This is a genomic window from Leptolyngbya sp. Cla-17 (genome assembly GCF_016807185.1).
GTDB lineage: Bacteria > Cyanobacteriota > Cyanobacteriia > Leptolyngbyales > Leptolyngbyaceae > ULC077BIN1.
This window is the reverse complement of record NZ_JAEVYN010000001.1, coordinates 470,774-482,792: the sequence shown is the minus strand read 5'-3', so window position 1 is coordinate 482,792 and position 12,019 is coordinate 470,774. Positions and strand designations below refer to the sequence as shown.

Below are 12,019 nucleotides of genomic sequence, written 5' to 3'. Positions count from 1 at the left end.
AATATCGATAAATGGATGATTTTTGAAAAAATTATTAAGAAAATCAAAAAGAGGTTTGACGTTTCAGAACAAAAAATTTGTCAGGACAATCTCTTGTAGGTGCCCTGACAAACTCAAATGTATTTAATCAACGGAGAGAGAGGGATTCGAACCCTCGGTACGGTCTTACGATTCGTACAACAGATTAGCAGTCTGCCGCTTTCGACCACTCAGCCATCTCTCCAGCTATTGAAGAACAATAATAACAGATTTTGATCTCAGAATTTAGAGATGATGAATGTTTTAAATCAAGAAGGAGCGCGATTCATGAAATGATCCCTATGGGAATCGCTCCTTCTTCAAATCAATGTGCATTCCCCGAGTTTAAGAGAAGCCAAATCGTTAAAAAACTGTCAACGTTAGACACGCTAGCAATCCGCCCATCAGATAAAACACGCCGACAATGTGAGTTTCAGCCCAACCTGAAAGCTCTAAGTGGTTGTGGTAGGGCGACATTTTGAATAAGCGTTTGCCAATCCCATCGGGTCCTTTTGTCGCTTTGAAGTAACTCACCTGGGCAATAACCGACAGGGTTTCTACCAGAAACAAACCACCCAAAATCAACAGCGCCAATAGATTGCCGCTTAGAATTGCCACGGCTGCCAGCGCGCCACCCAGCGCCAAAGAACCTGTATCGCCCATAAAAACACGGGCAGGATTTCGGTTATGAGCTAAAAAGCCTAAACAAGCGCCACTGAGGCAAGCGCAAAATACCATCAAGTCGGGAGTGGAAGAAACAAGTGCGCCCAAAGCTAAGAGGGCGATCGCCACGGTTCCTGCTGCCAAACCATCTAATCCATCAGTGAGGTTGGTGGCATTGCTTTCGGCAACCAGGGCGAACCAACCCAAAGGAAACATCAGCAAGCCCAGCGGCAGCAGATGGCCAAACGGTAGGGTCAGATTGGCAATATTAGGGGATTGCGTTAGCGCTGCCCACAAACAAAACGCCCCACCAAAGCCAATCTGCATAGCTAGCTTCATGTGGGGAGAAATCCCTTTGTTTGACTTATGCCGAATGATTTGCCAATCATCCAGCCAGCCGATGAATGCGTAGGAAAACGTCAGCGCCACCACTGCCACCACGGCGGGTGAAAACTTTGACCAGGCAAGGGCAGCCATTAATGCTACCGGAATAAAGAAAATGCCACCCATCGTTGGGGTTCCGGCTTTCTTCAAGTGAGATTGGGGACCATCTTCGCGAATGCTTTGCCCTGCTTTGAGTGCCTGTAGCATGGGCACAGCAGAAAATCCAAGGGCTGCAGTCGCTAAGGCACAGATCCACAAAGGCAATGTCAGAGACTGGATTTGAAAGGGCGATCGCCCTGCTGTCCAGTCTAAGTACAATGCCGCCATACTCAGGCTTACTGTTAGCACTCCCAACAACAGCGTTCCAGATAGTCGAAAAAGCGGTCTATAGAATAATTTGGCATCCACAAGCGTTTGACTCCACTCCACACACCGTACCCCTTTGACCAGACCGAAAGCCGCATAGCTAGCTGCTTCGGGGGATCAAAAACTCACAACCATTTCCAAAGATTACTTAAATTTAGATTCAAGAATTAATCTTCTAATTCCAGCTCTTCGTCGTCATCATCATCAAAATCATTCGTATTATCATCGCCTGCCATTAAGGCATTAATTTCTTCTTCGTTATCGCCGTAGTCGAAGTCGGTACTTTCACGAGCTAACAGACGACCGCTTGCTTCCAACCAGCCCAAAATTGAAGAAGATTGTCTTTGAGGTAGAACCCTTGCCCGTTGGCTCCGAGGTTCTTCATGCAGAGAAGGATTGTAAGTCATACGCCCGTTTGTTCCAAAAAATAGCTGCCAGTATACTGAAGATTGCAAGGATACTGAATCTAGCAAGCCAATTCGCTCTCTTTCGCTTAAGGCAGCAAGCCAATGCGAAAAAGACACCAAGAGTGTATCACTCTTCAATGAAATTGCAAGATTTTGTCCCATCTATCAGTATTCCATAAGGTTATTGTCCCCATCATGGGAATCCTACAAAATGCTTGGTAAATTAGAACTTCTAAATGCGATCGCGGGCACTAATCGAGGCTTGCTGGCGACCGAAACCCAAAAGCAAGCGATTTTGGCGAACATTGCCCAACTGGAAGATCGCAATCCTACCCCTCGTCCCCTGGAAGCCGCAGCTCTTTTAGATGGAGATTGGCGGCTACTTTACACTACCAGTCGCGGGATTTTGGGCATCAACCAATTCCCGCTGATTAAGCTAGGGCAGGTTTATCAATGCATTCGGGTGAAGGAAGCCAGACTCTATAACATTGCGGAAGTTGCTGGGGTGCCTTGGGCAGAAGGTATTGTCAGCGTGTCGGCTCGATTTAAGCCCGTTTCTGAGCGGCGCGTAGATGTGACATTTGAGCGATCAGTACTGGGATTGCAGCGCTTCATTGGATATCAGTCGCCCAGCGCATTTATTCAACAGATGGAAGCAGGGCAGAAGTTTGCCGCGATCGATTTCACCATCAACCGCGACCAAAGCGGTTGGCTAGATAGCACCTATTTAGACGAGAATTTGCGCGTTGGACGGGGCAACGAAGGCAGTGTATTTGTGCTGACAAAATGATTCCCTCAACGTTTCCTCAACTTGGATCGTCTCCCATTCGATTATCTCAGGGACATTTGAATCTGCTGGCTACCTGTCCACGCAAATTTCAGTATGCTTTTCTCGATCAACTGAGTTCTCCCAACTCGACTGAGCAGCAAGAACGCCAAACCCAGGGCGCACAGTTTCATTTATTGTTGCAACAATGGCAGCTTGGATTGCCAATCGCGCCTCTAACTCAAGCAGATCCTCAACTTGATCAATGGTTTAAAGCCTTTGAAGCAGCCTCCTCTGAAATTTTGGCACTGCCAGATAGCGATTCCGCCTCGATTCAGCAAGCGGAACATGAGCGCACCTTAGAATCCCAAGGCTATCTGCTGACGATGCGCTATGACTTGCTGCTATCGGGCGATCGCCAATCCAAAATTTTGGATTGGAAAACCTATCCTCGCCCTCAAAATGCTCGCCACCTGGCAGAAAATTGGCAAACCCGGCTGTATCTTTACGGTTTAGCCGAAACCAGCCCCTATGACCCTGAGCAACTATCGATGGTGTACTGGTTTTTTCAAGGAACCCAGGATGATGCTATGCCCCAAAGTTTGCGGTTTTCCTACGATCGCACTCAGCACAATCACACTCACCAAGATTTGACACAGATTTTGCAACAGTTGACCGATTGGCTGAACCAGTATGCCGATGGAGAAAGTCTCCCCCAGTTGGGACCTGTAAACCGAGAATGCGATCGCTGTAACTTTTTTCCGCGATGCTTCGGCGGCGATTCTCTTGAAAGATCCGCTTTGCGGCATCGCGCCCAGCCTGATCAGTCACCCCTCAAACCTGCTGACCCACTGACGCTACTTGAGATTTCTAAGATTCAAGAAGTTCCTCTTTAGATATGAAACTCTATGACTAATGACATTACTGATAAACCGAAAGACTATGAAGTGTTATCCAGCCTAGTGCGAGACATGGACATTGACGATATTGCCTCGGTCTATCATCTGGGCGACACCCTATTTACCAGCGACCTTTATCCCTACATTTACCGCACTTGGGATCAATGGGAAGTGATTGGGCTATACAACACCGATCCAGAATATTGCCTTGTTGCCGAAATTCAAGACCAGCTTGCGGGATTCATTCTCGGCACCATTATCACCAAAGCCTCTTTAGCCTATGGCTATATTCTCTGGCTCGGTGTCAACCCAGCCTTCCAGCGGCGTGGCGTTGCCGATACATTGGTAGATAGGCTAGTCGAGCGGATGATTGATGATGGGGCCCGGTTCATGATGATGGATACTGACCCAGAAAATGCTCCAGCCGTCAACTTCTTTACGCGCAAGGGTTTTGGCAATAATCGCAAGCATGTATTTCTATCGATAGATCTCAGTAAGCATGAATACTATGGCAAGCTAATTGCCTACGAGCGCGAAAAAGCAGAACGCAAAGCCTGGAAACGTCCCCGTCGTCCTACAAAGTCTTAGTGATGCCCCAAGCGATTCAATGGCACGTTCAAACATCTGGGTCACCAGATTGGTTTGTGGCGGCGGTAAAGCAAATCGTTCCGACGAGTCAGGGATACTTAGCACAGTTGCTTTGGCAGCGCGGCATTCAGAATATTGACCAACTTGCAGGGTATTTGAATCCGGCTGAGTATGTGCCGACAAGTCCGTTTGCCTTTGGTGAGGAAATGCATCACGCGATCGCGCGGTTAAAGCAGGCGCGGCGGAATCAGGAAATTGTGGCGATTTGGGGTGATTTTGATGCAGATGGCGTGACTGCCACGTCGGTGTTGTGGGATGGTTTGGGGCAATTTTTTACGCCGCAGGAAACCTTGCTGTACTACATTCCCAATCGCCTGACGGAATCTCACGGGCTATCTCGGCAAGGGCTGGAATATCTGCATACCAAGGGCTGTCGCTTGATCGTGACTTGCGATACGGGCAGCACGAATTTGGAAGAAATTGCGATCGCCCGTGAGTTTGGCATGGACGTGGTTGTCACCGATCATCACACTCTGCCCAGCGATCGCCCCCCGGTTGTCGCCATTATCAATCCACGTTACCTAGAAGCGACTCATCCACTGGCGAGTTTGTCGGGTGTGGCGGTTGCCTACAAGCTCGTGGAGGCGCTATATGAAACATTGCCGGAGGTGCCGCAAAAACCCTTAGTTGAACTGTTGGATCTGGTGGCGATCGGGCTGATTGCTGACCTAGTGGAACTGAAGGGCGACTGTCGGTATCTGGCGCAGATAGGCATCGAACAATTGCAGAAACAGAGCAATTCGATCACCATGACCCGCCCTGGTGTGGCAAAACTGCTGGAATTTTGCAAGCGCACCGGCGATCGCCCCACCGATATTTCTTTTGGTCTGGGTCCTCGCATCAACGCCGTCAGCCGTATTCAAGGTGATGCCCATTTTTGTGTAGAACTGCTGACTAGCCAAGACGCGCACCTCTGTACCCAGCTTGCCGAAGCGACAGAACTTGCCAATGCTCGTCGCAAAGCTCTGCAAAAAGAAGTGGCGCAGCAAGTCACGGCACGGCTGACCCAACTCGATCTTTCCACGACCCGCGTGATTGTGCTTGCCGATGAGCAATGGCAACTTGGCGTATTGGGTCTTGTCGCTGGACAGATCGCCCAAGAGTATGGCAGACCCACGATTTTGCTTAGCACAGAACCCCAGACCTCAAACTCTGCGCTCCGCACCCCTCTTGCCCGTGGTTCTGCTCGTTCGGTGAATAATATCGATTTGTATCAACTGGTGAAGGGACAGGCGCACTTGCTGCATCGGTTTGGCGGGCATCCGTTTGCGGCAGGGCTAAGTTTACCTGTAGAAAACGTGCTGCTGTTTGCAGAGTCGATTAATCAGGAGTTGCGGCAGATAGAAACAGGGGCGATCGCCCCTACGCTTCAAATCGATCTAACCGTGACAGTCGCTGAGCTTGGCAAGGAGTTGTTTCAAGAGCTAAAGCTGCTAGAACCGTGCGGTATGGGTAATCCCAGCCCAAAGCTGCTGATTCAAAACTGTTGGTTTGAAAAAGCCTGGAACAAGAACATCAAGGATCGGCGCGGTGGCAAGGTGCAATATATCAAAACGGAGTTTGAACTGCGGGATGATTCCACAGAGCAGCCGTTTCCGGGCGTGTGGTGGGGGCACTATCGCGATGAAATTCCTCAGGGACGCTGTGATCTGGTGGTGGAGCTAGACAGCAATACCTATGAGCGTCGCTATGAAGTGCGGATTGTGGCGGTTCGCCCACAAGAATCCATGCAGACTCAAGATTCTATGCTGGCAGATGATTTGCTGGATTGGCGGGGATTGGATAAGACAACCATTGCCGCCAATATGCAACAGCAGCAGGTCGCTGGAAGAATGCCTTTAGTGCTGCGGCAAGTTCCCACTAGCTGGACAGAATTTCAGGTGTGGGTTCGGCGCGCCCAACAGGAGCAGCGATCGCTGGTGATCGCTTACACGCTGCCAACGCCACAACCGCCTATGATTATTTGGCAAACCCTGGTTGGTATTGCCAAGTACCTCAGCCGTACCGGACAGACCGCGACTCGTCAACAATTATTAGATAAGTTGGAACTAAGCGATCACGCCTTACAGCTTGGATTCAAAACCCTAGCCCTACTCAATTTTGAAGTTCAGCATCAAGACCAAGCCTTTGCAATTACGGGCGAAGCGATTCGTGAAACAATTCCTACGGGAAGCGCGCCGTCCATAGAATCTACCTCAGTCTTGAGTGAAGCGGTTCAAGACTTTCTCAACGCTGTCAGAGAAGATCAATTTCGTCGTCAATACTTCTGTCAAGTCCCTATCACGGTGATTCGCGCCCTAGCGAGCTTTCAAGGTTGATATGAGAAGTGGAGGAATCCGCCTCCTTCTTTAAGAAGCAGAACGATTGTTGTAATCGGTCGTCATCAACCCTGAACGGCTTGAACGACGAACAAAGTTCTTTAGCATATAAGCGAGATCATCGGGAGCTAGGGATGCCGATAGCGCATCTGCTGTACTGATTGTGCCTGATTCATGCAGGTCATATATTGCCTGGTTAAGGGTTTGGCTGCTGTCCACCCCTTCTTCCATCAGCAAATGGATCTCATCAAAATTGCCTTTTAGCAAATAGTCGCGAATGGTTGCTGTGTTAACCATAATTTCCAGAGCAGCAATCCGCCCGCCTTGGGTAGTCGGCACCAAGGCTTGAGCAATCACCGCATTCAGGGCATCCACAATTTGGATGCGAACGTTTTCCTGTTCTTCGGGACTGTAGAAGTTCAGCAGACGTTTGACAGCATTTACGGCTCCTTTAGTATGCAGGGTGCCTAAAACTAGATGTCCGGTTAAGGAAGCGCGGATGGCAGTATCTACGGTTTCGCGATCGCGCATTTCCCCAATCAGAATAATATCTGGGTCTTGGCGCAGCGCTGCTCGCAGTGCATCCTTAAATTCTTGAGTGTGCAGCCCAACTTCACGCTGAGTAAACAACGATTGATTTGACGTATGCACATACTCGATTGGGTCTTCAATGGTGACAATCTTACGAGGATATAAGTCATTCACATGCCGCAGCATTGCCGCCAAAGAGGTCGATTTGCCGGAGTTGACTGATCCAGTAATCAACACTAAACCCTGTCGTTCTTCCGCTAAGTAACCGAGCACAGTTGGCAAGTTCAGCTTTTTCAGTGTCGGCACGTCTAATGAAATCAATCGCAGTACCATGGAGCCGCCCATCATCGACTGAGCGCAGTTGACTCGACACCGCACTAACCCTTCATATAAAACAGCCGTATCTAACTCTTGATGGGCTTGAAACTTTTCGCGCTGGGCGGGAGTAAGCAGCTCAACCAAAAACTCTTCAAACTGGGCGATCGTCACCCGACCATAGGATGCCTGAAGCACCATTTTGCTCTGAATCCGAAATCGGGGTGCTTCGCCAACTTGCAGATGAATGTCTGAGGCTTTTTGCTTAAAGGCATCTTCCACCATGCCGCGTACGGTGCCGTGTTTCAAAACCTCTACATCTGGTTCGTCTAAAACGATGCTATAAAGTCGCAAAGAATCAGTTCCCTGAGCCGTAGGCGCACAAATAATTCGCCCTTGCATAAATCCCTGAATTCGCGCCTCGCTATCTAACTTACGAGTGGTGGCGTAGTGCTGAATTTGTTGGGGCGAAAGCACTTCCTGGAGATAATGCTGAAACAGATCGGCAGTAACTGTAGAAAAATGCCCTTGGGGTAGCATTTCGCCGTTGATTCGATAAAACGGAGGGCGACCAATTTGCAGATAAATCACGGAGGCACAGCGATCGCAGGCATCTTGTATAATCTGCCGGATGGAAGTAGGAGTATTAAGCTGAGGTGCAGCAGAAACTTGAGTGGCAGTCATAGCGGTGTTATGCAATATGAGAAGCAATAAATAGAGCCACAGCCTCTTTTAACCGATGCGAGGCTGTGGTTGATTAAGGTTCGTTAATTAAGGGTCTGAGTCAAGCACCTGTCCATGTAGCTCGATTAAGACTTCGGTCAATTGAGCTAGGCGGCTCTCCAGCTTACGTTTACGGCTTAGGATCTGTTGAAAGCGTTGATAGCGAGCGATCGCCAAACTCACATCGGGCACTTGCTCCGCCGGACAATCACGCACCCAGGGTTGCCCTGCTTCGCTAATCCCGCAGAGTTGATAGCCACCGCCATTTTCCTCTGTTTTTATCCATCCGTCTACCATGGGTCCTTCTGCGTAGATGGCTTGAATTTGCTGAGTCATCGTTTGCAAAACGGTTTGCCAACCGCCTACGGTTGTTTGCAGTTCCTGCAACAAGCTGACTGATAAAGCAGCATTGACTGGTAAATTCCAAGCGGAATTTGCAGAGGGCGGTGTAGCAAAGGGCATAGAGAGAGGTTCTGTGATCGCTTCCTCTACTGCAATGTTGTCATCTGCCGAGTAAAATGGCAGGGATAGATGGGCTGCTGTTGTCCACGGTTCAGAAAATAGAGATTGTTCTACCGTGTGAACATCCATTTGTTGGAGGGCGGCTTCTATTCGTTTCAGATCTGGTTTCATTGCAACCTACTCTCTTATTCCGAAACTAACATCAATTCTTTAAACCATCCCGCTTATAGTAAACACTCAAATTGGCTATTTGCAGACTATATCACGCACAATTTTCAACACTTTTCTAGAGTTTATGTCAAGAAATCTCGTTTTGGTCACCGGACCGAGCCGTTCGGGTAAGAGTGAATGGGCAGAAGAATTAGCCGCTCAAGTCAGTGACCCGGTGATCTATGTGGCAACATCCCAACTCGACCCAACCGATCTGGAGTGGCAAGCGCGAGTTCAACGTCACCGCGATCGCCGTCCAAAAAACTGGCTCACCCAACCCGTGCCGCTTGACTTGGCAGCAGCAATTCACACCGCACCCGCTGCCCATTGTTTGCTGGTGGATTCTTTGGGTACTTGGCTAACAAACTGTTTGGATCAACCTGAAGATGACTGGGAAAAAACAGCGCAAACTCTGCTTGCCAGCCTCCAATCTACTTCTAATACCGTCATTTTGGTGGTAGAAGAAACCGGTTGGGGAGTGGTGCCTGCCTATCCTTTGGGACGCATCTTTCGCGATCGCCTGGGTCATCTCACCCGCCAAATCAGCGCGATCGCGGATACGACTTACCTCGTCACTGCTGGCTATGCATTGAACTTGAGTCAGCTAGGCACATCGCTGAAGGACACAATTCAACGCTGAGATTTCCCAACTCGCGATCGCTTGCAAAGTCTTGCCAACAGCTAACACTTTCGACTCTTCAAACTTGCCTCATACTCCTTGCCGTTCCAAAGGCAAACTCATCTAGAACCTAACCTTGCTTTCGGGTCTGACGAGATAACGTTCCTGGTCAGCGGCAGCAGAGTACCTTTGCATCCCTGACAAGATCTTGATACCGTCCGCTGCAACATGGTTGTTAGATCGCGCAATCGCAGAATACTGATTTTTCACTCCCCAATTAATAAATCGAATGTACCGTTTTTCCATAGAATAAATAACCCCAAGCCAACTAGAAGAAACGGAACAACTGTACGACCATATCGAGCTAAAACATAAGCAATCCTAGAATTCTGAGCTGACCGATAAGCGGTATAGCACCATGCACCTTTGAGTAGGAAAAAGACACTCAGAATAACTCCTAATGCTATTGCATCGCTTGCTGCAAACAATGGTACATAAATCCCAATATTATCCCCACCGTTAGCAAAGGTGACGGCTGCAACTTTATAGGCTTGGGGATGAAGTAATTTCGTTAGCGCTACTACTAATGGATGCCGATTGGATCGGGGAAAAGATTCATTAGTCACATCTTGTACTTGTGCATCTTCTTGTTCTCGTTGCACAAGTTGTTTGATGCCAAGAATAATCGGCAGAATTCCCAATAATCCAATCCATGTAGATGATACGACCAATCCACCGAAAAAGCCAACTGAGCTTAAGGCAATGAGTGCGGCAAATCCCCAGTATGACCCGCTAACGATATGGTGGGGGCGAAACGTCGCGTTAACCTGAGCAAAAAATAGCAGCAGAATGACGAAGTCATCTACGTTAGTAGCAGCAAAAGCAATGCCTCCCTCAATGACCGCCAGAAAAATCTTATTCATGAATCAAAATTATTACAGAAGTATCAGTATCGTCTTGATTTGCTAACGCTGATACTGCGATCCCTCCCTACTGCCCATCTCAAAATCTAGCCTTATCAGTAAATAACTCAAGAAGGTTGGACGCTAACTTTTAACAGATGCACCTCAAATCACTGCCCCACTGATAATTCAGCGGTCTAACTACTATTAGAGAGAAAGTTTCCACATAACACCCCGAAATGGGTGAATAGATAGAAAGTTTCCGTGTAACACATCTAATCAGCTAGATAGGCGGAATTTTTCCGTATAGTAAGCCGTTTTGGATGGATAGGCAGAATCTTTCCGCATATTTTCAGATGTGTATATGTGGCTCAGCGATCGCCCCAGTATTACCCATATACCGTTCCTAATTCTTCCGCGCCGACAGGCTGCGCTGGTGTCGGCGCGGAATATTCACCGTCAGAAAGTCTGCCGCCATTTCTGTGTTTGGAAAAATCGATCGTGCTTCCATCAACAGATCCTTTGGTTCAATCGCATTGCCTGGAGCATAACGGGGGCTGAGGTGAGTAATAATCAACTGCTGCACTTGGGCTGCCAAAGCCACTTGCGCCGCCATTGTCGAAGTGGAATGTAACCGCTGATAAGCAAGCTCTGCATCTTGATGAGCAAAAGTTGCCTCATGGATCAGCACATCCGCATCTTGTGCCAACTCAATGGCTGAATCGCAAAAAACAGTGTCGGTACAATACACCAGCTTACGCCCAGTTAAAGTCGGCCCACAAAAATCTGCCCCATTCACTCGCCTGCCATCAGGCAGCACAACCTGTTCTCCCCGCTTGAGCTTGCCGTAGAGTGGACCCGATGGAATACCCAAAGCGGCGGCTTTTTCCACATCAAAATGTCCCGTCTGATCTTTTTCGATCACCCGATAGCCAAAAGCAGGCACCCGATGCTTGAGCAATTGGCAGCTTACTGTATATTCTTCATCTTCGTAAACCACGCCAGGAGTGACGGTATGGACCTTCACAGGGTAGGAAAAATGAGTTTGAGAATAACGACGGCAAGCTTTGAGATATTCCTCTAGATCCGGCGGACCGTAGATATCAACGTGTTTTACATTTCCAGCTAAACCGCAGCTTGCCAACAGACCCATTAATCCAAAAATATGATCGCCGTGCATGTGAGTGACAAAAATGCGGGTTAATTGGCTGACTTTTAGTTCGCTGCGAAGCACCTGGTGCTGAGTGCCTTCGCCACAGTCAAACAGCCACATTTCAGCTCGTTGGGGGAGTCTCAGCGCGACACTTGACACATTGCGGCTTCGTGTCGGCACTCCAGAACTGGTTCCAAGAAAAGTAATCTGCACGAGCCTCGTTCCTACTTCACTGCCGACCTAACCTATAGTGACATTTTTGCAATAGTTGGGAGCAAAGTGACCGTAATTTGCGTCTCGTTAGTTGGATAGAAAGGAGCATCCTACAAGGTCAAGGCGCTTTGATAGCTTCAAGAAATTTTACAAAGCTTTTTGGAACGCTAGATGAGGTTGCTTTAATCAATATTTTCAGAACGTCACCGTATATCTGGTGAATGAGCCTAAATCCACTCATTCCATGAAGTCAGATCTTCCGGTGAATCAAAAAGCTCCTGTGTAAAGAAATTGAGTTACATTAAGCAACGTTGCCGTAAAGGTTTGGAAAAAAGCCTGAGGGAGTTTTGGGTCGAGTTTCAGTTAGACCTTTTAATCAATCAGATTTTCTAGGCAACGGTTGATTGTTGTTTGCCGTCTGT

Annotated in this window: 11 protein-coding genes and 1 tRNA gene; 5 read left to right on the top strand and 7 right to left on the bottom strand. The window is 48.4% G+C overall.

Features of this window, described 5'->3' with window-relative positions; genetic code table 11:
• Nucleotides 1–131: 131 nt before the first annotated feature.
• The 3 genes from JOY44_RS02335 to JOY44_RS31240 form a co-directional block, all read right to left on the bottom strand.
• A tRNA-Ser gene (locus tag JOY44_RS02335) sits at nt 132–223 on the bottom strand.
• A 158-nt stretch (nt 224–381) separates the two neighbouring features.
• Nucleotides 382–1,473, bottom strand: coding sequence for a phospho-N-acetylmuramoyl-pentapeptide-transferase (gene mraY, locus JOY44_RS02330; RefSeq protein WP_171573650.1), 1,092 nt, complete (start codon nt 1,471–1,473; stop codon nt 382–384).
• 125 nt (nt 1,474–1,598) lie between these two features.
• Nucleotides 1,599–2,000 carry a DUF3134 domain-containing protein gene (locus tag JOY44_RS31240; protein ID WP_197984897.1) on the bottom strand — a complete coding sequence of 134 codons (402 nt, stop codon included), beginning with the start codon at nt 1,998–2,000 and terminating at the stop codon, nt 1,599–1,601.
• 49 nt (nt 2,001–2,049) lie between these two features.
• Here JOY44_RS31240 and JOY44_RS02320 point away from each other — a divergent pair, with 49 nt between their 5' ends.
• From JOY44_RS02320 to recJ, 4 genes are read left to right on the top strand one after another with little or no spacing between them, the layout of a single operon-like run.
• Nucleotides 2,050–2,628, top strand: a complete 579-nt coding sequence (locus tag JOY44_RS02320; protein ID WP_171572139.1) for a PAP/fibrillin family protein — start codon at nt 2,050–2,052, stop codon at nt 2,626–2,628.
• A complete protein-coding gene (locus JOY44_RS02315; protein WP_171572138.1) occupies nt 2,625–3,500 on the top strand; it encodes a PD-(D/E)XK nuclease family protein in 876 nt (291 codons plus the stop codon). The genes JOY44_RS02320 and JOY44_RS02315 overlap by 4 nt, the downstream gene beginning before the upstream one ends.
• A 12-nt stretch (nt 3,501–3,512) precedes the next feature.
• Nucleotides 3,513–4,091 (top strand): GNAT family N-acetyltransferase, encoded by a 579-nt coding sequence (locus JOY44_RS02310; protein ID WP_171572137.1) that lies wholly within the window; start codon nt 3,513–3,515, stop codon nt 4,089–4,091.
• A 2-nt stretch (nt 4,092–4,093) separates the two neighbouring features.
• The gene (gene recJ / locus JOY44_RS02305; RefSeq protein ID WP_171572136.1) at nt 4,094–6,469 is read left to right on the top strand and encodes a single-stranded-DNA-specific exonuclease RecJ; all 2,376 of its coding nucleotides are present in this window, start codon (nt 4,094–4,096) and stop codon (nt 6,467–6,469) included.
• A gap of 30 nt (nt 6,470–6,499) precedes the next feature.
• On the opposite strand, the gene JOY44_RS02300 is transcribed toward recJ, so the two are convergent.
• The gene (locus tag JOY44_RS02300; protein ID WP_171572135.1) at nt 6,500–7,999 is read right to left on the bottom strand and encodes a type IV pilus twitching motility protein PilT; all 1,500 of its coding nucleotides are present in this window, start codon (nt 7,997–7,999) and stop codon (nt 6,500–6,502) included.
• 87 nt (nt 8,000–8,086) lie between these two features.
• A complete protein-coding gene (locus tag JOY44_RS02295; protein WP_171572134.1) occupies nt 8,087–8,671 on the bottom strand; it encodes a hypothetical protein in 585 nt (194 codons plus the stop codon).
• Nucleotides 8,672–8,795: 124 nt separating this feature from the next.
• On the opposite strand from JOY44_RS02295, the gene cobU reads away from it, so the two are divergent.
• Complete coding sequence (gene cobU, locus JOY44_RS02290) at nt 8,796–9,350, top strand: bifunctional adenosylcobinamide kinase/adenosylcobinamide-phosphate guanylyltransferase (RefSeq protein ID WP_171572133.1); 555 nt, start codon at nt 8,796–8,798, stop codon at nt 9,348–9,350.
• A 245-nt stretch (nt 9,351–9,595) separates the two neighbouring features.
• Here cobU and JOY44_RS02285 read toward each other — a convergent pair whose 3' ends face one another.
• Together JOY44_RS02285 and JOY44_RS02280 are read right to left on the bottom strand one after the other, a co-directional pair.
• Entirely contained in the window at nt 9,596–10,252 is a 657-nt protein-coding gene (locus JOY44_RS02285) for a cadmium resistance transporter (RefSeq protein WP_171572132.1), read from the bottom strand.
• 385 nt (nt 10,253–10,637) lie between these two features.
• Nucleotides 10,638–11,597, bottom strand: coding sequence for a ribonuclease Z (locus JOY44_RS02280; protein ID WP_171572131.1), 960 nt, complete (start codon nt 11,595–11,597; stop codon nt 10,638–10,640).
• Nucleotides 11,598–12,019: the final 422 nt, after the last annotated feature.